At 60.5% G+C, this 22,289-nt stretch carries 18 protein-coding genes; all 18 read left to right on the top strand.

Annotated elements, in window-relative coordinates; translation table 11 throughout:
• Nucleotides 1–21: 21 nt before the first annotated feature.
• The 18 genes from QD336_RS05900 (at nt 22) to lnt (ending at nt 22,170) form a co-directional block, all read left to right on the top strand.
• A complete protein-coding gene (locus tag QD336_RS05900; RefSeq protein ID WP_499169796.1) occupies nt 22–2,265 on the top strand; it encodes a hybrid sensor histidine kinase/response regulator in 2,244 nt (747 codons plus the stop codon).
• A 94-nt stretch (nt 2,266–2,359) separates the two neighbouring features.
• Nucleotides 2,360–3,241, top strand: a complete 882-nt coding sequence (gene olsB, locus QD336_RS05895; RefSeq protein ID WP_269342416.1) for a l-ornithine N(alpha)-acyltransferase — start codon at nt 2,360–2,362, stop codon at nt 3,239–3,241.
• A 191-nt stretch (nt 3,242–3,432) separates the two neighbouring features.
• Nucleotides 3,433–6,084, top strand: a complete 2,652-nt coding sequence (mutS, locus tag QD336_RS05890; RefSeq protein WP_499170024.1) for a DNA mismatch repair protein MutS — start codon at nt 3,433–3,435, stop codon at nt 6,082–6,084.
• A gap of 96 nt (nt 6,085–6,180) precedes the next feature.
• Complete coding sequence (locus QD336_RS05885; protein WP_499169795.1) at nt 6,181–9,009, top strand: [protein-PII] uridylyltransferase; 2,829 nt, start codon at nt 6,181–6,183, stop codon at nt 9,007–9,009.
• Nucleotides 9,010–9,016: 7 nt separating this feature from the next.
• Nucleotides 9,017–10,606 (top strand): murein biosynthesis integral membrane protein MurJ, encoded by a 1,590-nt coding sequence (gene murJ, locus QD336_RS05880; protein WP_499169793.1) that lies wholly within the window; start codon nt 9,017–9,019, stop codon nt 10,604–10,606.
• A complete protein-coding gene (locus QD336_RS05875; protein ID WP_499169792.1) occupies nt 10,606–11,010 on the top strand; it encodes a VOC family protein in 405 nt (134 codons plus the stop codon). The genes murJ and QD336_RS05875 overlap by 1 nt, the downstream gene beginning before the upstream one ends.
• Nucleotides 11,011–11,113: 103 nt before the next feature.
• Nucleotides 11,114–12,178 (top strand): tryptophan--tRNA ligase, encoded by a 1,065-nt coding sequence (trpS, locus tag QD336_RS05870; protein ID WP_269341700.1) that lies wholly within the window; start codon nt 11,114–11,116, stop codon nt 12,176–12,178.
• A gap of 114 nt (nt 12,179–12,292) precedes the next feature.
• The gene (locus QD336_RS05865) at nt 12,293–12,784 is read left to right on the top strand and encodes a universal stress protein (RefSeq protein WP_003503758.1); all 492 of its coding nucleotides are present in this window, start codon (nt 12,293–12,295) and stop codon (nt 12,782–12,784) included.
• 142 nt (nt 12,785–12,926) lie between these two features.
• The gene (locus QD336_RS05860) at nt 12,927–13,490 is read left to right on the top strand and encodes a NifU family protein (protein ID WP_269341703.1); all 564 of its coding nucleotides are present in this window, start codon (nt 12,927–12,929) and stop codon (nt 13,488–13,490) included.
• Between the two features lie 16 nt (nt 13,491–13,506).
• On the top strand, nt 13,507–14,175 hold the full coding sequence (gene tsaB / locus QD336_RS05855; RefSeq protein WP_499169790.1) for a tRNA (adenosine(37)-N6)-threonylcarbamoyltransferase complex dimerization subunit type 1 TsaB: 669 nt from the start codon (nt 13,507–13,509) through the stop codon (nt 14,173–14,175).
• A 68-nt stretch (nt 14,176–14,243) separates the two neighbouring features.
• Nucleotides 14,244–14,738, top strand: a complete 495-nt coding sequence (locus tag QD336_RS05850; RefSeq protein WP_269341705.1) for a GNAT family N-acetyltransferase — start codon at nt 14,244–14,246, stop codon at nt 14,736–14,738.
• Nucleotides 14,739–14,802: 64 nt separating this feature from the next.
• Entirely contained in the window at nt 14,803–15,231 is a 429-nt protein-coding gene (locus tag QD336_RS05845; RefSeq protein WP_142914212.1) for a Fur family transcriptional regulator, read from the top strand.
• Between the two features lie 30 nt (nt 15,232–15,261).
• On the top strand, nt 15,262–16,056 hold the full coding sequence (olsA, locus tag QD336_RS05840) for a lyso-ornithine lipid O-acyltransferase (RefSeq protein ID WP_499169788.1): 795 nt from the start codon (nt 15,262–15,264) through the stop codon (nt 16,054–16,056).
• Between the two features lie 150 nt (nt 16,057–16,206).
• On the top strand, nt 16,207–17,610 hold the full coding sequence (gene miaB, locus QD336_RS05835; RefSeq protein WP_499169786.1) for a tRNA (N6-isopentenyl adenosine(37)-C2)-methylthiotransferase MiaB: 1,404 nt from the start codon (nt 16,207–16,209) through the stop codon (nt 17,608–17,610).
• Between the two features lie 40 nt (nt 17,611–17,650).
• Entirely contained in the window at nt 17,651–18,706 is a 1,056-nt protein-coding gene (locus tag QD336_RS05830; RefSeq protein WP_269341711.1) for a PhoH family protein, read from the top strand.
• Between the two features lie 10 nt (nt 18,707–18,716).
• Nucleotides 18,717–19,223: an rRNA maturation RNase YbeY gene (gene ybeY, locus QD336_RS05825; RefSeq protein WP_499169784.1), complete on the top strand. Its 507-nt coding sequence runs from the start codon at nt 18,717–18,719 to the stop codon at nt 19,221–19,223.
• A 15-nt stretch (nt 19,224–19,238) separates the two neighbouring features.
• The gene (locus QD336_RS05820) at nt 19,239–20,387 is read left to right on the top strand and encodes a hemolysin family protein (protein WP_499169783.1); all 1,149 of its coding nucleotides are present in this window, start codon (nt 19,239–19,241) and stop codon (nt 20,385–20,387) included.
• A 193-nt stretch (nt 20,388–20,580) separates the two neighbouring features.
• Nucleotides 20,581–22,170, top strand: a complete 1,590-nt coding sequence (gene lnt / locus QD336_RS05815) for an apolipoprotein N-acyltransferase (RefSeq protein WP_499169782.1) — start codon at nt 20,581–20,583, stop codon at nt 22,168–22,170.
• Nucleotides 22,171–22,289: the final 119 nt, after the last annotated feature.

The raw sequence follows: 22,289 nt of genomic DNA, 5'->3' as shown, positions 1-22,289 counted from the left end.
CTGCCGTGGTAGCGGTTGTGTATGAGCGAACCGGCAAGACTTCGGCAAAAAGTTTCAGATGGCCTGGCCGCCACCGCGGCGCAGCCGACAGACCGTGCCGACGCGACAACGCGCCGTGCGGACGAAGAACACGCCAATGATGTCCGCGTGGTTGCGCTCTATGTCGCTGTTTCCCTATCGGTGGGGGCCTTCTCCGCGGCCCTGATCGCGCTTGCGGCGCCCTATGCGATCACCGCTGCGCTCGCTTCCTTTTTTGGCGCCGTGCTGCTCGGCGTCCTGTTTTATGCGCTTTTCGGCAAATCCTTCCCGCTTCCCCGCACGCTGCCCGCGGATTATTCGGATGTCCGGCTGCGGCAAACGCAAAACCGCTCGCTGATTGCGGAGATGCAGGAATCCATGGGCGATATCGTCGTGATCCGTGACATGAACCGGCGCATCGTCGAGGCGAACCGCGTCTTTCGTGAAATGACCGGTTGCGCCGCGCCCGAAGGACTGAGCTGCGAGGAGATCGGCATTGCTTTCCGCCCGGGCGACAAGGTCCATGCCTATGACGTGGAGATCGCGACGCCGTTCGGTCAGCGCATCTTCTCCTGGCACGATGTCGTGACCCGCGATCTCGCAAGCAGCCGGCTTATGATCAGCAGCATTGCGAGAGACGTGACCGAAGAGCGGCTTGCGCTGGCCGAACGGGAAGACGCCCGTCTGCGCGCCGAAAAGGCGGATGCCGAAAAGGCGAGGTTGCTCGCCACGGTCAGCCATGAAATCCGCTTGCCGCTTTCCGGCATGCTCGGCATGAACCATCTTCTGTCGCAGACAAAGCTCAACCAGGAACAGCGCAATTATCTTGACGGCATGAAACAGTCCGGCCAGTCGCTGGTGCAGCTTGTCGAGGATTTGCTGGATTATTCGACCATGGAAGCCGGCCGCTTCAGGCTCAATCCGCGCGCGGAAAACCTGCGGCGGCTGATCGAGAGCATCGTCGAGATGCTGGCCCATCGCGCCCATGAAAAAGGCATCGAGATCACCTCCTTCGTCACGCCGGATGTGCCCGATTATCTCGATTTCGATCCGGCAAGGTTGCGCCAGGTCCTGTTCAATCTCATCGGCAACGCCGTCAAATTCACGCGTGAAGGCGGTGTCGTCATCCGGGCTCGCATGGCTGACGGTGAGTTGCAGATCACCGTCGAGGATACCGGCCCCGGCATGAGCCCGGTGGAGCAGGCCCGTATCTTCGGGGAATTCGAGCAGGCCGGCCCGCTGTCGCAGCGAAGCGCCGGCACGGGTCTTGGCCTTGCCATTTCCGCCCGTATCGTGCGGGAATTCGGCGGCAGCCTCACGGTTTCGAGCCGGAAGGGCAAAGGCAGCATTTTCAAGCTGGCATTCCGTCCGGGTGGCGCGCCTGCCGCGATGGCGGATCCGGGCCGGAGGCATTGCCTGCAACATACGAATGTCCTGCTTATCGCGCCAGAGGGCGTGGCGGCGGCGGTGACGATGGAGGCAATCAAGGCTTTTGGCGGCAAATGTGTTCTCATCCACCAGGCCGAGGATATGGAAAGGCTGAAAGCCGGACCGGCGGGCTGGGTCGCCGATCTTACCGATATCATCGTCGACCGGCGCGTTTCGCCCCTGTTCAGGGACACCCTGAAGGATTGGCCGCAACAGAATGTCCGCCGCACGCTGCTGGTCAGCCCCGAAGAGCGGGCTTCGACCATGCATGTGTCCTTCGATGCCTGGCTGATCCGGCCGCTGCGCGAAAAATCCCTGATCGATGTCCTGTGCGGCCGCCTGCGTGGCATAGAGCGGCGCGATGCCATCAATGACAATCATCCGGATGTGGGATTTTCGTCTCGGGTGGCGGAAGGGGCAAGCGGTATCGAAATACTCGTGGCCGAAGACGATGCCGTCAATCAGCGCATCATCCGCGCCGTTCTGGAAAAAAGCGGTTATCTCGTCCGCACGGTCGAAGAGTTCGGGGCCTTGCGGCAATCGCTGACGCCCGGTGTGTCCCGTCTGCCTGCTCTCATCGTCTCCGATCTCAATATGCCGGGCGGCGAAGGGCTCGATGTGCTGCCGGATATTCTCAATACGCTGAAGGGCGAGAGAAATATTCCCCTCATCGTGCTCAGTGGCGACACGGGTCATGAGGCGGCCGAAATTTTGCTGAAGGCCGGCGCGGGCGCGGTTTTGGCCAAGCCTGCGGACCCACGGCGGCTGGTTGAGGAAATCCGCCGCCTGCTAGAGGCGAAACGCCTTTCATCATCATAGCTTGACGGGCTGGCCCTGGCGTCATTTTGTCACTATTCTGTCGTCAATTAGTGATTTATGACAGGAAAATTCTTTGGTGGCGGAGCGATTCCCCATGGTTGCCGAAATCCTCAATCACGACATTTGTGAAAACAATGTCGTCATTACTCCTCGTCCCGAGACCGCTCAGGACAATGAGGGTCTTTTCGGTCGTATAGGCACGCTGGAAACACGGCTGGCCAGAACCGAACGCGAAATCGATGCCGCGCAATCCGTGCGTTATCGGGTTTTCGTCGAGGAAATGAAAGCGCGCCTTCCCGCTGACGCGATGCGCCGCAAGCGCGACTTCGACGCGTGGGACAGCGTCTGCGATCATCTGCTCGTGCTCGACAAGGCGATCGAAGGCGACAGCGAAGATCAGATCGTCGGCACCTACCGTCTGCTGCGGCAGGAAACGGCGCTCGCCAATAATGGTTTTTATTCCGCCAGCGAGTTCGATATCGCCGGGCTCGTCGCGCGCCATCCGGGCAAGCGCTTCATGGAGCTTGGCCGTTCCTGCGTGCTGCCGGAATATCGCACCAAGCGTACGGTCGAGCTTCTGTGGCAGGGCAACTGGGCCTATGCCGCGAAACACCGCATGGACGCCATGATCGGCTGCGCCTCCTTCCCCGGCGTCCAGCCGGAAGCACATGCGCTGGCGCTCTCCTTCCTGCACCATAATTGCCTTGCAAAGGGTGAGTGGGAAGCGGTCGCTCTGCCCGAACTCTACCATGAGATGGACCTCGTGCCGGCCGAGGCGCTCAACGCCCGCAAGGCGCTGAACGCCATGCCGCCGCTGATCAAGGGTTATATGCGTCTTGGCGCCATGTTCGGCTCCGGCGCGGTCGTGGACCATGCCTTCAATACGACGGACGTTCTGGTGGTCCTGCCCGTAGCCTCCATCGCCGGCCGCTATATCAGCTATTATGGCGGCGAGGCCGAGCGCATCAACGGCTAAGCGGATTTTGATCGGGGCCTATCGGGATGTTCCTGTGGGCAGCGGCCCGGTGCGTGTTGTGTTGGGGCGGCCATTGCCGCTAGTGTCGGCGCTCCTTTTCCGCAACACGATATGACATCGGCAGGCCATTGACGGACGTTCTGACAACCGCTTCCCTGATCTCGGAAGAGAGCCGCGCGACGGCCACTCCGATGATGGAGCAATATATCGAGATCAAGGCGAACAATCCCGGTTCGCTGCTGTTCTACCGCATGGGCGATTTTTACGAATTGTTCTTTGACGATGCGGTCGAAGCCTCCCGCGCTCTGGGTATCACGCTGACGAAACGCGGGCAGCATATGGGGCACGATATTCCCATGTGCGGCGTTCCCGTTCATGCGGCGGATGATTATCTGCAAAAGCTCATCCTGCGCGGCTATCGTGTCGCCGTCTGCGAGCAGGTCGAAGACCCGGCAGAGGCTAAGAAGCGCGGATCGAAATCCGTGGTCAAGCGCGATGTGGTGCGGCTCGTAACGCCCGGCACGCTGACCGAAGAAAAGCTGCTGTCGCCGACGGAATCCAACTACCTGATGGCGCTTGCCCGTATTCGCGGCAGCGCCGAGGCGCAGTTCGCGCTTGCCTGGATCGATATTTCCACCGGCGTCTTCCGTCTGGCGGAAACCACGCTGACGCGGCTTCTCGCCGATATCTGGCGCATCGATCCGCGTGAGCTGATCGTTGCCGACAGCCTGTTCCACGACGAGGAATTGCGGCCGGTTTTCGATGTGCTGGGCCGCGTCGCGGTGCCGCAACCGGCCATTCTTTTTGACAGCGCCACGGCGGAAGGACGTATTGCCCGTTACTTCAACGTCTCGACGCTGGATGGTTTTGGCACGTTTTCGCGGGTGGAAATGGCCGCTGCCGCGGCGGCCGTGGCCTATGTCGAAAAGACCCAGATTGCCGAACGCCCGCCGCTCGGCGCGCCGGAGCGGGAAAGTGCGGCCTCCACGCTTTTCATAGATCCCGCCACCCGCGCCAATCTGGAGCTGGTAAAGACGCTGTCGGGCGAAAGGGATGGATCGCTGCTGCACGCGCTTAACCGCACGGTCACGGGCGGTGGCGCGCGGCTTCTGGCCGAGCGGCTGATGTCGCCCTTGACCGATCCCGAAAAGGTCAATGCCCGCCTCGATGCCGTGGCCTATCTCATCGATGACGTCGCCCTCTGCGATGGCCTGCGCGATGCGCTGAAACATGTCGCCGATATGCCGCGTGCGCTTTCGCGTCTCGCGCTGGAGCGCGGCGGGCCGCGCGATCTTGGTGCCATCCGGCAGGGGTTGGTTTCGGCCGAAAAAATTGCGATCATTCTCGATGGCGGGCTGCTGCCGGAGGAACTGGCGGCGGCGCTTTCGGATTTGAAAGCCCTGCCTAGCGGGCTGGAAGCCATGCTCGGCTCGATGCTGGCCGACGATCTGCCGCTTCTGAAACGCGACGGCGGTTTCCTGCGCGAGGGTGCCAATCCCGAACTCGACGAGGTGCGGGCGCTGCGCGACCAGTCTCGCCGGGTGATCGCCGGGCTGCAGCTGCAATATGCCGATGAGACCGGCATCAAATCGCTCAAGATCAAGCACAACAACGTGTTGGGCTATTTCATCGAGGTGACGGCGGGCAATGCGGATGTGATGATGGCAACGGATGAGGCCAAGGCGCGTTTCATCCACCGTCAGACCATGGCGGGCGCCATGCGCTTCACCACCACCGAGCTTGCCGATCTCGAAAGCCGCATCGCCAATGCCGCGGCTGAGGCTCTGACCATGGAGCTGGAGGCCTTCGAGCGTATGGTCAAGGCCGTGGTGCAGCAGGCGGAGGCGATCAAGGCCGGCGCGCTGGCGCTTGCGGTGATCGATGTCGCCTCGAGCCTTGCTTATCTCGCCACCGAACAGGCCTATTGCCGCCCGATCGTCGATGCCTCCATGACCTTCGCGATCACAGGCGGACGCCATCCGGTGGTGGAGCAGGCGCTGCGGCGGCAATCCGCCGGGCCGTTCATCGCCAATAATTGCGATCTGTCGGCAAGCGATGGTGGCAAGAACGGTGCGATCTGGCTGCTCACCGGTCCCAACATGGGCGGTAAATCGACCTTCCTGCGCCAGAATGCGCTGATCGCCATTCTCGCGCAGATTGGCTCCTTCGTTCCGGCGGAAGCCGCCCATATCGGTGTCGTTGACCGGCTGTTTTCCCGTGTCGGCGCCTCCGACGATCTGGCGCGCGGCCGCTCGACCTTCATGGTGGAAATGGTGGAAACCGCCGCCATTCTCAATCAGGCGACGGATCGCTCGCTGGTCATTCTGGACGAGATCGGGCGTGGGACTGCGACTTTCGACGGGCTTTCGATCGCCTGGGCGGCGGTGGAACATCTGCACGAGGTCAATCGTTGCCGGGGCCTCTTCGCCACCCATTTCCATGAGCTGACGGTCTTGTCGGAAAAACTCGGCCGCCTTTCCAATGCCACGATGCGGGTGAAGGAATGGGAAGGCGATGTCATCTTCCTGCACGAAGTCGGACCGGGCGCTGCGGACCGTTCCTATGGCATTCAGGTGGCGCGTCTCGCGGGCCTTCCGGCATCGGTGGTGGAGCGTGCCCGCGAAGTGCTGACGAAGCTCGAAGATGCCGACCGCAAGAACCCGGCGAGCCAGCTGATCGACGATCTGCCGCTGTTCCAGATTGCCGTGCGCCGCGAGGAAACCCGCAAGGCGGCGCCATCGAAGGTGGAGGAGGCTTTGAAGAGCTTCAATCCGGACGAAATGACGCCGCGTGAGGCATTGGACGCGCTCTATGCCTTGAAGAAAGAACTTGGCAAGGCTTGAAGGGATAGAGTGCCTGTCCATCGCCTTTAAAACTCGCTATAGGACACTCCCATCGCAAGCGGTGGGGTCTCCCACAGGACATGGATACCGGCATAGATGGCCATCAAGGACCTGGATTTTTCCGACATTCTCGATGTCTCGGCGCTGAAGCGCGACTGCGACGTCATCTTCAAGGAAGACGGCAAGCGTATCGCCGATATCAGGTCCGACCTGCTGCCGCTCTTCCGCAAGGCCAGCACGGAAGGCCGGGAAAAGGCGCGGGAACTGCTGAAAACCGATGGCAGCGGCATTGATTGCGCCCGGCGCATCTCCTGGCTTCAGGACCGGCTAATCGAGACGCTTTACGATCTCACCTGCCAATATGTCTATCCGAAGGATGCGACCCAGATCGCGGTTGCAGCTGTCGGCGGGTACGGTCGCGGCACGCTGGCGCCGGGATCGGATATCGACCTCCTGTTCCTGCTGCCGGCGAAGAACACGCCTGACATGCACAAGGCCGTGGAGTTCGTGCTTTATCTCCTCTGGGACCTCGGCTTCAAGGTTGGCCATGCCACCCGAACGGTGGATGAATCTATCCGCCTCTCCAAATCCGATATGACGATCCGCACCGCCATTCTGGAAGTGCGGGCGATCTGCGGCAAAAAATCCCTGACTGACGACCTCGAAAAGCGCTTCGAGTCGGAAGTCGTCACCGGCACCGGCCCGGAATTCATCGCCGCCAAGCTCGCCGAGCGCGACCAGCGCCACCGCAAGGCGGGCGATACGCGTTATCTGGTGGAGCCGAATGTCAAGGAAGGCAAGGGCGGGTTGCGCGACCTGCACACGCTGTTCTGGATTGCCAAATATTATTACCACGTTCGCGACACGGCCGATCTGGTCAAACTCGGCGTTTTGTCGAGATCGGAACTGAAGCTGTTCGAGAAGGCCGATGATTTTCTCTGGGCCGTCCGATGCCAGATGCATTTCATCACCGGCAAGGCCGAAGAACGCCTTTCCTTCGATATTCAGCGTGAAATCGCCGATGCGCTGAACTATCAGCCGCGCCCGGGCCTCTCCGCCGTCGAACGTTTCATGAAGCACTATTTCCTCGTGGCGAAGGACGTCGGTGATCTGACGCGCATCGTCTGCGCGGCACTTGAGGACCGTCAGGCGAAGGATGTGCCGGGCCTTTCCGGTGTCCTGAGCCGCTTCGCCCACCGTGTTCGCAAGATTCCGGGCTCTGTGGAATTCGTCGAGGATCGGGGACGCATTGCGCTTGCCAAACCCGATGTCTTCAAGAACGACCCGGTCAATCTGATCCGGCTCTTCCACATCGCCGATATCAACAATCTCGAACTGCATCCGGATGCGCTGCGCGTCGTCACCCGCTCGCTGTCGCTCATCAATGACGAGCTTCGGGAAAATGAGGAAGCAAACCGGCTTTTCCTGTCGATCCTCACCTCCCGGCGTGATCCGGCGCTGACGCTGAGGCGCATGAATGAGGCCGGCGTGCTGGGCAAGTTCATCCCCGAATTCGGCAAGATCGTCGCGATGATGCAGTTCAACATGTATCATCACTATACGGTGGATGAGCACCTGATCCGTTCTGTTGGCGTTCTGTCGGAAGTGGACAAGGGAACGGCTATCGATGCCCATCCGCTCGCCAACCAGCTGATGCCCAGCGTCGAGGAACGCGAGGCGCTTTATGTCGCCGTGCTACTGCACGATGTGGCGAAGGGCCGGCAGGAAGATCATTCGATTGCCGGCGCGCGCGTCGCGCGCAAGCTTTGCCAGCGTTTCCGCCTGACCGGCAAGCAGACCGAAACGGTCGTCTGGCTGATTGAGCAGCACCTGCTGATGTCCATGGTCGCCCAGACGCGCGACCTGCACGACCGCAAGACCATCACCGACTTCGCCGACAAGGTGCAGTCCATGGAGCGGCTGAAGATGCTGCTCATCCTGACGGTCTGCGATATCCGCGCCGTTGGCCCCGGCGTGTGGAACGGCTGGAAGGGGCAGTTGCTGCGTTCGCTTTATTACGAGACCGAACTGCTGCTCTCCGGCGGCTTCTCGGAAGTCTCCCGCAAGGAACGCGCGCAGATCGCCCGGCAGGCACTTTACGATGCCCTTGATGACTGGGGCCAGAAGGCACGACGCAAATATACCAAGCTGCATTACGAGCCCTATCTGCTGACGGTGGCGCTGGAGGATCAGGTGCGCCACACCCGCTTCATCCGCGAGGCGGACAAACAGGAAAAAGCACTGTCGACCATGGTGCGCACCCATTCTTTCCACGCCATCACCGAAATTACGGTATTGGCGCCGGACCATCCGCGCCTTTTGTCGATCATCACCGGCGCCTGTGCGGCGGCTGGCGCAAACATTGCCGATGCGCAGATTTTCACCACCTCCGACGGGCGGGCGCTCGATACGATCCTCATCAACCGCGAATTCCCGATCGACGAAGACGAGATGCGACGCGGCAACAATGTCGGCAAGCTCATTGAAGAGGTCCTGTCGGGCCGCCAGCGCCTGCCGGAAATGATCGCCACGCGCACCAAGAGCCGGAAGAAAAAGAGCGCCTTCACCATTCCGCCTTCCGTCACCATCTCGAATGGTCTGTCGAACAAGTTCACCGTCATCGAGGTCGAATGCCTCGACCGGCCGGGGCTTCTGGCGGATATGACGGCGGTCATTGCCGACCTGTCGCTCGATATTCACTCCGCCCGCATCACCACCTTCGGCGAAAAGGTCATCGACACCTTCTATGTCACGGACCTCTTCGGGCAGAAGGTGACGAATGACAACCGGCAGGCCAGCATCGCCACGCGCCTGAAGGCGGTGATGAGCGAGCAGGAAGATGAATTGCGCGACCGCATGCCGAACGGCATCATCGCCCACCCAGACGTGGCGGCCCTGCCGGCCGCCCGCACGGCAAAGGCTTGAAGCGCCCATGAGTCTCATCGGCAAGTTCGCCACCGTCGGCACCGCCACGCTCGGCAGCCGCATTTTCGGTTTTCTGCGCGAAACCCTGATGGCCGCTGCCGTCGGCACCGGCCCGGTGGCCGATGCCTTCAACGCCGCGTTCCGTTTCCCCAATACCTTCCGGCGGCTCTTTGCCGAAGGCGCCTTCAACTCGGCCTTCGTGCCGCTTTTCGCCAAGGAGATAGAGGCGAACGGTATGGAGGGCGCAAGGCGCTTTTCCGAGGAAGTCTTCGGCGTTCTCTTCACCGTGCTTTTGGCGCTGACGATCGTGATGGAGCTGTCGATGCCCTTCATCGTTCGCACGATCATCGCGCCGGGCTTCGTCGATGATCCGGTGAAGTTCGAAAACACCATCCATCTCGCCACCATCATGTTCCCCTATCTCGCCTGCATGTCGCTGGCGGCGATGATGGGCGGCATGCTGAATTCGCTGCACCGTTATTTCGCGGCGGCGATTGCGCCGGTTTTCTTAAACATCATCCTCATCGGCGTGCTCGCGCTTGCCTGGTGGAAGAATTATGACCCCCTTCAGGTGGGTTACGCACTCTCCTGGGGGGTGATGGTGGCAGGTCTGGTGCAGCTCGCCATCGTCTGGATCGCCGTGCGTAATGCCGGCATGCGGATCGGTTTCCGCAGGCCGCGGCTGACCAAGAACGTGCAACGGCTTCTGGTGCTTGCCCTGCCTGCCGCGATCACTGGCGGCATCACGCAGATCAACCTTCTGATCAACACCAATATTGCGTCTGCCGGCGAGGGCGTGATCTCTTCGCTTGCCTATGCGGACCGGATTTATCAATTGCCTCTCGGCGTCGTCGGTATTGCGGTCGCCACCGTGCTTCTGCCGGAACTGGCGCGGGCTTTGCGCGGCGGTCATATGGTCGAGGCAGGCAGTCTTCAAAATCGCTCGGTCGAATTCGTATTGTTCCTGACCTTGCCCGCTGCCGCTGCCCTCCTGGTCATGGCGGAGCCCATCGTGCGCTTTCTCTACGAGCGCGGCAATTTCTCGCCTTCAGCCACAATCACCGTCGCGCAAATCCTCGGCATCTATGGTCTCGGCCTGCCGGCTTTCGTGCTGATCAAGGCCTTCATTCCGGGCTTTTTTGCCCGCGAAGACACCCGCACACCGATGATTTTTGCGGCAATTTCCGTGGTTGTGAACGTCTCGCTGGCGCTGACGCTGTTTCCGCGTCTCGGCGGCCCGGGCATCGCCATCGCTGAAATCACCGCCGGCTGGGTCAATGCCGCCCTCCTGTTCGGCATGCTTTTGTGGCGCGGTCACTGGCATGTGGATATTCCGCTGCTGACCCGCATTCCGCGGTTGCTTCTGGCCGCAGCTTTGATGGCCGTTTTTGTGCATTATGCGCTGACCTATCTGAGTTTCGAGCTCTCCTCCGCCTCATCCATCTTCGTCCGGGCCGGCACCATCATGGGCCTCGTCTTTGCGGCCATGCTGGTCTATTTCGTGCTGGCTTTCGTTTCGGGCGGTGCCGATATCGGCATGGTCAAGAGAGCCATCCGCAAGCGCGGTAAAAAGACCGCCGAAACGGAGGCGGGCTGATGTCCTTTGCTGCAAACCGCCGCATCGCACTGGTCACGCTTGTCGTGGATGACTACGACCGGGCAAAGGCATTTTATTGCGATGTTCTCGGCTTCGAATGCCTCTCCGATCAGCCGCTTGGTGATGGCAAAAGGTGGCTTGTGGTCAAGCCGCAAGGCGCGGAGGGTGGTGCCCTTTTGCTTGCCGAGGCGGATGGCGAAGCGCAACGGCTTGCTATCGGCAACCAGACCGGCGGACGTGTCGGATTTTTCCTGCATACCGACGATTTTGCCCGCGACTATGAAACGATGATTGCGCGCGGCGTGCGCTTTCTGGAAGAGCCGCGCCATGAGGTTTACGGTTCGGTCGCGGTCTTTGCCGACCCTTACGGAAATCGCTGGGATCTTCTTCAGCCGCGCGGCTGACAGGCCCTGAAACCGCTTGATTGCTAGGGGCTGCGGGTGCATAAGCGCGCGTGCAATTCCAATCACGGGGCGGGGCCCTCCACAAGCCTTTTCGAGGACGATAATGAACGCATTCAAGCCGCTGGTTTTCTCGGGCGTCCAGCCGACCGGCAATCTGCATCTCGGCAATTATCTCGGCGCGATCCGCAAATTCGTGGCGCTGCAGGAAGAGAATGACTGCATCTATTGCGTCGTCGACATGCATGCCATTACCGCCCAGCTCGTTCATACGGACCTGAAGGCGCAAACCCGCTCGATCGCGGCCGCCTTCATCGCCGCCGGCATCGATCCCGTGAAGCATATCGTCTTCAACCAGTCGGCCGTGCCGCAGCATGCGGAACTGGCATGGGTGTTCAACTGCGTGGCGCGCATCGGCTGGATGGAGCGCATGACGCAGTTCAAGGACAAGTCCGGCAAGAATGCCGAACAGGTGTCGCTCGGCCTGCTTGCCTATCCGAGCCTGATGGCTGCTGACATCCTTGTTTACCGCGCCACCCACGTTCCCGTGGGCGACGACCAGAAGCAGCACCTCGAACTCGCCCGCGATATCGCCCAGAAATTCAACATCGATTTCGGCGATCATATCCGCAAGGCTGGTCTCGGGCTCGACATCACGGTGGGCGATGAGCCGGTGCACGCCTATTTCCCGATGGTGGAGCCGCTGATCGGTGGCCCGGCCCCGCGCGTCATGTCGTTGAAGGACGGCACCAAGAAGATGTCGAAGTCCGATCCTTCCGATCTGTCGCGCATCAACCTGATGGACGATGTCGACGCGATCTCGAAGAAGATCAAGAAGGCGAAGACCGATCCGGACGCGCTGCCGAGCGAAGTGGAAGGTCTGAAGGGCCGTCCCGAGGCGGAAAACCTCGTTGGCATCTATGCCGCCCTCTCCGACAGGACTAAGGCTGATGTTCTTTCGGAATTCGGCGGCCAGCAGTTCTCCACCTTCAAGCCCGCCCTGGTCGAGCTTGCCGTCAATGTGCTGGCCCCGGTCAACAACGAGATGCGCCGTCTTCTCGACGACCCGACCCACATCGATGCCATCCTCAAGCAGGGTGGCGAGCGGGCGCGCGCCATTGCCGAAAAGACGATGAACGAGGTGCGCGATATCATCGGCTTCCTGCGCTGACAGGTCGCTGCCACGCGAATGCGGCGGGCGGTTTGCGCCTGCCGTGATTTGATATAATCTCCGCCCGAACTGTCGGGCGGTTTTTCGGATCACGGCGGATTGAGGGAGTGCGGAATGGTTTCAAAACGGCTGTCGCGTCTGGAAGGACATCGCCGCAAGTTTCTCGCCGTTATCGATGACACACCGGAATGCGAAAGGGCCGTGCACTATGCCGGTCGTCGCGCCAAGAACTCCAATGGCGGACTGGTGTTGCTTTACATGATCCCGGAAGGGGATTTCCAGCAATGGCTGGGTGTAGAGCAGATCATGCGGGCCGAGGCGCGTGAGGAGGCGGAAGCCACGCTCGCCAAGATCGCCCAGAAGGTACGTGAAACAATCGGAATCGAGCCGGAAGCAGTCATTCGCGAAGGCAGCGCCACCGAGCAGATTCATGGGTTGATCGAAGAAGACCGCGATATCGCCATTCTCGTGCTGGCGGCCGGATCGACGAAAGAAGGGCCAGGACCGCTGGTCTCCTCCATCGCCGGACGCGGTGCGGCCTTCCCGATCCCGGTCACCGTCTTGCCGGATACGCTGTCGGACGAGGAAATCGACGCGCTCTGCTGATCCGGTTTCGGACAGGATCTGAGGGCTGACGATTTCTTGAATGTAATTATCATGTCAGGGCTTGAAGTGAAGCTTCGCCGGGCGTATTTTTGGAAGAATTCTAAATTACGGGGCGTGAACCGCGACCTCGAAGGAGACGACGATGTTCATTCAGACGGAAGCCACGCCCAACCCCGCCACGCTGAAGTTCCTGCCGGGCAAGGTGGTGCTGGAAAGCGGCACAGCGGAGTTCCTCAATGCTTCGCAGGCGCAGGCTTCGCCCTTGGCAGAACGCCTCTTCACGATTCCGGGTGTCACCGGGGTTTATTTCGGTTTCGATTTCATCACCGTCACCAAGGATGATGCGGAATGGCAGCATCTGAAGCCTGCCATCCTCGGTTCGATCATGGAACACTTCATGTCCGGCCGGCCGATCATGGGAACCGCGATTGCCGCGGAAGTCTCGGACGAAGAAGGCGAATTCTTCGAAGAGGGGGACGAAACCATCGTCGCCACTATCAAGGAATTGCTGGAAACCCGCGTCCGCCCGGCCGTGGCGCAGGATGGCGGCGATATCACCTTCCGCGGTTTTCGTGATGGCACCGTGTTCCTGAACATGAAGGGCGCCTGCTCGGGTTGCCCGTCTTCCACCGCCACGCTAAAGCACGGCGTCCAGAACCTGCTTCGCCATTTCGTGCCGGAAGTGCGCGAAGTCGAAGCGGTTTGATGCTGTAAGTCAGGCCATGATTGTTCTCGCACTCGACACGTCAGGCGTAGATTGCTCCGCCTGCATTTATGACCGCGCCTCTGACAGGGTGCTCGGCGAGGTCTGCGAAACGATCGGCAAGGGCCATGCCGAAAGGCTGATGGCCGTGATCGACGGTGCGCTGCAGCAGGCACAATTGCCGCTCCAGAAGGTCGAGCGCATCGCAGTGACCATCGGTCCGGGGTCCTTCACGGGCATTCGGGTCGGTGTTGCCGCTGCGCGCGGTTTTGCCCTGTCACTCGGCGTCGAGGCCGTCGGCGTTACCACGCTCGAGACGCTCGCCTTGCATTATTTGCTCGAAAATCCCGATCGGCGGGTGGCCGTGGGGCTCGATGCCAAACGTGGCGAAACCTATCTCCAGACATTCGGTGCGGATGGATCGCCGCTCAACGAGGCGGCGCTTCTGTCTCTGGATGATGCCAAAGGTGTTCTTTCCGGTTTTAATGGTACCGTCATCGGTTCCGCCGCGCCGCTGTTTGCCGGAGAGGAAAGCGGGTCCGGGCCGGATCATTTCCCGATTGCCTCCGTCGCCCGCGCTGGTGCGCGCAAGCCGGCAGGCCAGCCCAAACCGGCGCCGCTTTATTTGCGCGGACCGGATGCCCGGCCACAGACCGGTTTTGCGCTGGCACGCCAGGACGTTGCCTGATACGGCAGGCATGAGTGCCTGCCACTGATTCCCGTGATGCCTGATATTTGCGATACCCGATACCTGCGATGTTTGACGATTACCTGAGCTGGAAACCCTATTTCGAGATCGTTCCGATGCAGCATGAAGATTGCGCCGCGGTGGCGGACTTGCATGCCTTGCGCTTTCCACGCCCGTGGAATGATGGGGAGTTTTCGGGCCTGCTCACTCAAGGGGCGGTTTTTGGTGCCGTCGCCCGCCAGACCAACGCATTTTTCAGCAAGCCGCTCGGCGGTTTCGTGCTGGCGCGGGAAGTGGCCGGCGAAGCGGAAATCCTCACCGTTGCCGTGGCCGACAAATTCTCACGCGCCGGTCTCGGCTGGCGCCTGATGCAGTCGGCCATTCGCGAGGCGATGATGCGCGGCGCCGAAACCATGTTCCTCGAGGTGGACAATAACAACGCCTCTGCGCTGGGACTTTACAGGAAGCTCGGCTTCAAGACGGTTGCGGAGCGCAAGGCCTATTACACCGCCAAGGATGGAACCAAGTCGACGGCGCTTGTCATGCGCCGCGATCTTCGCTAGTTCCCTGCGATAGGCATTTTTTCGGCGAAAGCCGCAAACCGGAATTCTCAAAAGGCTAGAAGACGTGACAGACCTTTCGAAAACGCTGGAGGAGCTTTGTGCCGAGCGCGGCATGCGGATGACCGACCAACGCCGTGTCATCGCCCGCGTCCTTCAGGAATCAGCCGATCATCCCGATGTCGAGGAGCTTTATCGCCGTTCCTCCGCCGTGGATCCGCGCATCTCGATTTCCACCGTCTACAGGACGGTGAAGCTGTTCGAGGACGCCGGTATCATCGAACGGCACGATTTTCGCGATGGCCGCTCGCGGTATGAGACCGTGCCCGAGGAACATCACGATCACCTGATCGATCTGAAGAACGGCGTGGTCATCGAGTTCCATTCGGCCGAGATCGAGGCGCTTCAGGAAAAGATCGCCCGCGAACATGGCTTCAAGCTCGTGGATCACCGGCTGGAACTTTACGGCGTGCCGTTGAAACCCGACGAGCGCTGAGACACCGGTGAACAAGCGGGTGTTTCTCCCATGATGTGGCTCCGGACAGCCTATATTGCGATCGTTCTTCTGATCGTGACGCTCATATTGCTGCCGCTGCAACTCCTGGGTCTCGCCTTCGACTGGCGGCTGCGCCGCCGCATTCCGCGCATCTGGCATCGTATCGCCTGTCACGTTCTCGGCATCCGTGTGCATGTGCATGGGGATGTGGAGCGGGCAAAACCGCTGATGCTGGCGGTCAACCACGCCTCGTGGAAAGATATCCTCGTTTTGGGCAGCATTGCCGACGTGGTGTTCATCGCCAAGACCGAGGTGCGCGACTGGCCGGTTTTCGGCTGGCTCGCCCGGCTGCAGAAAAGCATCTTCGTTCAGCGCGAACAGAAGCGCAGCACCGGCGCCCAGGTGAGCGAAATCGCCAGCCGCATGGCCGACGGCGAGATCGTCGTCCTTTTCCCGGAAGGCACCACTTCGGACGGCAACCGCATGCTGGCCGTCAAATCCTCCCTGTTCGGTGCCGCCTCCACCGCCGCTGAGCAGGTTCCGGGCAAGCTGGTTTACGTGCAGCCGGTCACTATCGCCTATACGCGGGTGCAGGGCATGGCGATGGGGCGTTACCACCGGATCATCGCCGCCTGGCCGGGCAGCATTACGCTCGTGCCGCATCTGCTGGGTGTCATCAAGGCGGGCGCCATCGACGTCGACGTCACGTTTGGCGAAAGCGTTCCGTTTCACAGCGCCGACAACCGCAAGCGCCTTGCGACCGATATTGCCGCCGCCATACGCTCGATGCTGGCCTTCAGCCTGCGCGGCGGCTGGCGGAAATAGAGCATCGGACCGAAAAGTGTGCGCGGTTTTCGGGAAATCCGATGCGTAAGCTAAACTCAAGAGCAACGGAATTACTCCGTTGCTCTGGCATCCTCGCTTTTCCGGCATTTTTCTGTTTAATCTGGCGGTGAAAAACACTAGATAGCCGCCATGACCCAGGAAACGCTTGGCCTCGACGCCCCACCCATGAACGCCCGCGAGGGCGCAAACAGCCGCAAGGTTTTTATCAAGACCTACGGCTGTCAGATGAACGTTTACGATTCCGTCCGCATGAGCGATGCGCTGGCGAAGGATGGTTACGTTCAGACGGAGGACATGGGCGAGGCGGATCTGGTTCTCTTGAACACCTGTCACATTCGCGAAAAGGCGGCGGAGAAGGTTTATTCCGCGCTCGGCCGCCTGCGTGACATGAAAAAGTCGCGCGAAGAGCAGGGCCGTGAATTCATGATCGGCGTTGCCGGTTGTGTGGCGCAGGCGGAAGGCGAGGAAATCCTGCGCCGTGCTCCTGCCGTCGATGTCGTCATCGGCCCGCAGACCTATCACCGCCTGCCCGACGCCCTGAAGCGGGTACGCGGCGGTGAGCGCGTCATCGAGACCGAATATGCGGTCGAGGACAAGTTCGAGCACCTGCCGGTCGCGGAGAAATCCACATTGCGGACACGCGGCGTCACCGCGTTCCTGACGGTGCAGGAAGGCTGCGACAAGTTCTGTACCTTCTGTGTCGTGCCCTATACGCGCGGTTCGGAAGTGTCGCGCCCCGTGCGCCAGATCGTCGATGAAGCGATGAAACTGGTGGATGCCGGTGTGCGCGAGATCACGCTGCTTGGCCAGAACGTCAATGCCTGGCAGGGCGAAGGCCCAAAGGGCGAAAAATGGGGCCTTGCCGAACTGCTTTATCGGCTTGCCGAAATTCCGGGTCTCGCCCGGCTTCGCTACACCACCAGCCACCCGCGTGACATGGATGATCGCCTGATCGGCGCCCATCGTGATCTGCGCATCCTGATGCCCTATCTGCACCTGCCGGTGCAGTCCGGCTCGGATCGTATTCTGAAAGCGATGAATCGTCGCCATACGGGTGAGGAATATATCCAGCTCATTGAAAAAATCCGCAGCGCCCGCCCTGATATTGCCATGTCGGGGGATTTTATTGTCGGCTTCCCCGGTGAGACCGATCGCGATTTCGAAGATACGATGGCGATGGTTGAGACGGTGAAATACGCGCAGGCCTTTTCCTTCAAATATTCCACCCGCCCCGGCACGCCGGGCGCCGACCTGACCGATCAGGTGGAGGAAGATGTAAAGGCCGAGCGATTGGAACGATTGCAGGCCCTGTTGCTGCGGCAGCAGAAGGAATTTGCGGAATCACTGGTTGGAAAAACCATGGATGTGTTGCTGGAAAAGCCCGGCCGCATGCCTGAGCAGTTGATAGGTCGCTCTCCATGGCTGCAATCCGTGAATCTTGATGCAAAGACGTTGAAAATCGGTGACATTGTTAATGTACGAATCACCGCAACGGGTCCAAACAGCTTGTTTGCCGAGGTGGCAGGGAGTTAGAGTGAGGAGCCGACACTGATTGGGACAGGAGCCTGACCGCTTGAACGCACACGAATTGGTATCAAATTCATCGCGCCAGCCACGCCAAGCCGCGACCGACGCCAATCACTTCGTCCTCACGTTCGAGAATAACAGGATAGCGGGAGAGCTATTCGGTCAGTTCGATCAGAACCTGAAGCTCCTGGAGCAGCGCCTCAATATCGACGCCCGCCCGCGTGGCAACTCCGTCGCCATCACCGGCGATGTCGTCGCCACCAATCAGGCCCGCCGTGCGCTGGATTTCCTCTACGAACGTCTGCTCAAGGGCGGAACCGCCGAGGTCTCTGACGTGGAAGGTGCGATCCGCATGGCGGTGGCCGCTGACGACCAACTGACCTTGCCGACGATGGAGCGCAAGGCGAAGATTTCCATGGCGCAGATTTCCACTCGCAAGAAGACCATCGCTGCCCGCACGCCGACGCAGGATGTCTACATGCGGGCGCTGGAGCAGTCCGAACTGGTTTTCGGCGTCGGTCCCGCCGGCACCGGCAAGACCTATCTGGCTGTGGCCCATGCCGCACAGCTTCTGGAACGCGGCGCGGTCGACCGCATCATCCTCTCACGCCCCGCCGTCGAAGCGGGCGAGCGTCTGGGCTTCCTGCCCGGCGACATGAAGGAAAAGGTCGATCCTTATCTCCGTCCGCTCTACGACGCGCTGTATGACATGATGCCGGGCGACAAGGTTGAGCGCGCCATTCAGGCGGGCGTCATCGAAATCGCGCCGCTCGCCTTCATGCGCGGACGTACCCTTGCCAACGCTGCCGTCATTCTGGACGAAGCCCAGAACACCACGACCATGCAGATGAAGATGTTCCTGACCCGTCTTGGTGAGAACGGCCGCATGATCGTGACCGGTGACCCGAGCCAGGTGGATTTGCCGCGCGGCGTGAAATCCGGTCTGGTCGAGGCCCTGCAAATCCTCACCGATGTCGAGGGCGTGTCCGTCGTGCGCTTCAAGGATGTCGATGTCGTCCGTCACCCGATGGTGGCGCGCATCGTCCGGGCTTACGAATCCCACACGGCCGTGCCGGATGAAAGCCTCGTGAAGGGCGACTGACGTAAAGACAATGACAGTTCTGGATATTCAAATCAGCGTCGAGGCTGAAGGCTGGTCCTCGGAAGAGGACCTGCTTGCCTTTGCCACCAAGGTGCTCGATGCGGCGGTCGATTTTCTGAAGCGGGAAGAGGAGCAACCCTTTCCGAAAATGCCGGTCGAGCTGTCGCTGGTCTTTACCGACGATGAAAATATCCGGGAAATCAATGCCGAATGGCGCGACAAGGACAAGGCGACCAATGTCTTGTCTTTCCCCGCTTTTCCGCTGGACCCGGGCGGAATGCCCGGCCCGATGCTGGGCGATATCGTCATCGCCCGCGAGACGGTTGAACGCGAGGCCCTTGAACTTGAGAAGAGTTTCGAGGATCATCTGACCCATCTTCTCGTTCATGGGTTCCTGCATTTGTTTGGTTATGACCACATGGACGAGGAAGAAGCGGAAGAAATGGAGTCGCTTGAGACTCGCATTTTGGCGGTGCTTGGCCTATCTGATCCCTACGCGGGTCAGGAACCGCTTTAAATATTGTCTGGAGCCATGAACGAACATTCTGCACGACCTGCCAATGAGGGCAGAGAAAACGGCGAGCAGTCCTCCTCGGAGGAGGGCAGTAGTCACTTACGTCAGGACTACAATGCCAAGCCGAGATCGACCATCTGGTCGCGCATCGCACGGTTGCTGAAACCATCCCAAGGTGAGCGCCTGCGTGAGGATTTGACCGATGCGCTGATGGACGACACCGAAATCGGTGCGGCCTTTTCGCCTGAAGAACGGGCGATGCTCAATAATATCCTCCGTTTCCGTGAGATCCGGGTCGAAGACATCATGATCCCCCGTGTGGACATTGACGGTCTCGACCAGAACATGACGATCGGCGATGCGCTGATCCTGTTCGAGGAAACCGGACGTTCCCGCATGCCGGTCTATGACGAGACGCTGGATGACCCGAAGGGTATGATCCACATTCGCGATCTGCTGGCCTATGTCGCCAAGCAGGCCCGTAACAAGCGCCGGGCCGGATCGCGCAGCGTCGCTTATGGTGAGGTAAAGGCGCCGCGTTCGCCACGGCCGAATTTTGACCTCGCGCGGGTCGATCTCGAACAGACGGTTGCCGATGCCGGTCTTGTGCGCAAGATTCTTTTTGCGCCGCCCTCGATGCTTGCTTCCGATCTGTTGAAGACGATGCAGGCGCAGAGAACGCAGCTGGCCCTCGTCATCGACGAATATGGTGGTACGGACGGCCTCGTCAGCCACGAGGATATCGTCGAGATGGTCGTGGGTGATATCGATGACGAGCACGACAAGGACGAAGCGATGTTTTCGCGTCTTTCCGCCGATGTGCTTGTTGCTGATGCCCGCGCGGAACTTACCGAACTTGCCGAGGCGATCGGCCCGGAGTTCGACGTGCGCGAACATCTGGAAGAAATCGACACGCTCGGTGGGCTCATCTTTTTTGCGCTCGGCCGCATTCCGGCCAAGGGCGAAGTGGTTCGGGCCGTGCCGGGTTTCGAGTTCCAGATTCTCGATGCGGATAGCCGGCGGATCAAGGGCGTGCGTATCGTCCGTGATCGTGGCTCACAGGGTCAGGACGACCGGGCTCCGGGTGAAGCCAACGGCGTTATCGCGCTGCCCGCGCCGGATGTTCGCCTGATCACGCACCAGCAGAACGCCGATCAGGAAGGGTGACGGGAAGCCCCGTCACCTCACCTGGCGGCATCAATCCAGCAGGCCGCAGCCGCCAAAAGGCCGCAGGAGGCTTCCGCCGCCATCCCTCCTGTGGACTGCGAATCTTTTTTCCTTTACGTCGGGTTGAGGGGAAATTCCGTGGCGCGGCCTTGCCGGCAGCGGGCTTTTCCGGACGCGCATAAACGGAGATGGCATGGAGCGTCTTGCAGGCAGGGTAATGCTGGCCGGCGGCATGAGCCGAGCAGTGATGGCGATTGCTGCAGGTGCGGTCGGGGCGCTCGCCCTGCCTCCATTCGGCTTTTTTGCGGCGCTTTTTTTCTCTTTCACTTTGCTCGTCTGGCTCGTGGACGGCTGCACCGGGAAGCCGGGCGGAGGTCTCTTCAGCCGTATCCTGCCGGCTTTCGGCATCGGCTGGTGTTTCGGGCTCGGTTATTTCGTGGCCGGCCTGTGGTGGCTGGGCAATGCTTTGTTGCTGGAAGCGGATGAATTTGCCTGGGCGCTGCCGCTTGCCATCCTCGGTCTGCCTGCGCTTCTGGCGCTGTTTTACGGTTTTGCCGTCGCCGCGGCCAATCTCCTCTGGTCGGATGGTATCGGCCGCATCGCAGCGCTTGCCGCCGCCTTCGGCCTTTCGGAGTGGCTGCGCAGTTTCCTCGCGACCGGTTTTCCCTGGAACGCCATCGGTTACGGCATCATGCCCATCCCGATCATGATGCAGTCGGCGCATCTGCTCGGGCTTTTCAGCATTACGACGCTTGCGGTTTTCATCTTCGCTTCACCGGCGCTGATCGGCACGAAAAAGGGTATGGGACCGGGGCTGGCGCTGGCGGGCCTGCTGCTGGCGGCCCATTTCGGTTATGGTTTTTACCGCTTGCAGACACCGGCGGAGACGCCTGCGGACGCCCTGACCGTCCGTATCGTGCAGCCCTCCATCGATCAGTCGCGCAAGATGCTGAATACCGACAGGGCCGAGATTTTTGCAGAGCATCTGCGGTTGTCGGCCTTGCCGCCGGGCGAAGGGAAAAAACGCCCCGACATCATCGTCTGGCCGGAAACCTCCGTGCCGTTCATCCTGACGCAAAACCCGGACGCGCTCGCGGAAATCGCCAGAACACTCGAAGATGGCCAGGTGCTGTTCACCGGCGCCGTCAGGATGGAAGATCAGGGGGCGGGCCGGCCGCCGCGTTACTACAATTCGGTCTATGCGATCGACAGCCAGGGAGAGATCATCGGTGCGACCGACAAGGTGCATCTGACCCCCTTTGGCGAATATGTTCCCTTTGAAGGCATTCTGCGGGAATTCGGCATCGACAATGTCATTGCCCTGCCGGGCGGTTTTTCCGCCGCCTCATCACGCACGCCGCTCACGCTTCCTTCGGGCAAGACCTTCTATCCCCTGATCTGCTACGAGATCATTTTCCCGGGTGAGATGACGCCGGGTCTCCAGGGATCGGCGGCGATCCTCAATGTGACGAATGACGGCTGGTTTGGTGACACGCCCGGTCCCTATCAGCATTTTCTGCAGGCGAGGGTGCGCGCCGTCGAGACGGGTGTGCCGGTGATTCGCGGCGCCAATACCGGAATTTCCGCCGTCATTGACCCCTATGGCCGCATTATTGCCGGACTGGACTACGGTCGGGTGGGGATTGTTGACGCCACTTTGAGTGGTGGGTCTAATGACGCATTTACTTACGACACACATCGGACGTATTTCTGGTTGATTTTTTCAATCTGGATGATTGTTGCGGTATTTCCCGCCTTGAGTTTCGCTCGGCGCCAGAATTGACCGGGACCCCCTGTAATTGCATAGTGAATACGTCAGTCGTAAAACAAGTTTAGACGCTGTCGAATTGCCGACTCATTTCTTCGAATAGTAATGAAGCGAGATATCAACCCTTTCCGAGT

Source organism: Rhizobium sp. BR 250 (assembly GCF_047445855.1).
Lineage (GTDB): Bacteria > Pseudomonadota > Alphaproteobacteria > Rhizobiales > Rhizobiaceae > Agrobacterium > Agrobacterium tumefaciens_I.
This window is presented reverse-complemented; position numbering and strand designations above follow the sequence as displayed.

Bases quoted from the DNA above. Each gene is read 5' to 3' on its own strand.
- QD336_RS05900 (WP_499169796.1), top strand. From the start codon at position 22: ATGAGCGAACCGGCAAGACTTCGGCAAAAAGTTTCAGATGGCCTGGCC.
- olsB (WP_269342416.1), top strand. From the start codon at position 2,360: ATGGTTGCCGAAATCCTCAATCACGACATTTGTGAAAACAATGTCGTC.
- mutS (WP_499170024.1), top strand. From the start codon at position 3,433: ATGATGGAGCAATATATCGAGATCAAGGCGAACAATCCCGGTTCGCTG.
- QD336_RS05885 (WP_499169795.1), top strand. From the start codon at position 6,181: ATGGCCATCAAGGACCTGGATTTTTCCGACATTCTCGATGTCTCGGCG.
- murJ (WP_499169793.1), top strand. From the start codon at position 9,017: ATGAGTCTCATCGGCAAGTTCGCCACCGTCGGCACCGCCACGCTCGGC.
- QD336_RS05875 (WP_499169792.1), top strand. From the start codon at position 10,606: ATGTCCTTTGCTGCAAACCGCCGCATCGCACTGGTCACGCTTGTCGTG.
- trpS (WP_269341700.1), top strand. From the start codon at position 11,114: ATGAACGCATTCAAGCCGCTGGTTTTCTCGGGCGTCCAGCCGACCGGC.
- QD336_RS05865 (WP_003503758.1), top strand. From the start codon at position 12,293: ATGGTTTCAAAACGGCTGTCGCGTCTGGAAGGACATCGCCGCAAGTTT.
- QD336_RS05860 (WP_269341703.1), top strand. From the start codon at position 12,927: ATGTTCATTCAGACGGAAGCCACGCCCAACCCCGCCACGCTGAAGTTC.
- tsaB (WP_499169790.1), top strand. From the start codon at position 13,507: ATGATTGTTCTCGCACTCGACACGTCAGGCGTAGATTGCTCCGCCTGC.
- QD336_RS05850 (WP_269341705.1), top strand. From the start codon at position 14,244: ATGTTTGACGATTACCTGAGCTGGAAACCCTATTTCGAGATCGTTCCG.
- olsA (WP_499169788.1), top strand. From the start codon at position 15,262: ATGATGTGGCTCCGGACAGCCTATATTGCGATCGTTCTTCTGATCGTG.
- miaB (WP_499169786.1), top strand. From the start codon at position 16,207: ATGACCCAGGAAACGCTTGGCCTCGACGCCCCACCCATGAACGCCCGC.
- ybeY (WP_499169784.1), top strand. From the start codon at position 18,717: ATGACAGTTCTGGATATTCAAATCAGCGTCGAGGCTGAAGGCTGGTCC.
- QD336_RS05820 (WP_499169783.1), top strand. From the start codon at position 19,239: ATGAACGAACATTCTGCACGACCTGCCAATGAGGGCAGAGAAAACGGC.
- lnt (WP_499169782.1), top strand. From the start codon at position 20,581: ATGGAGCGTCTTGCAGGCAGGGTAATGCTGGCCGGCGGCATGAGCCGA.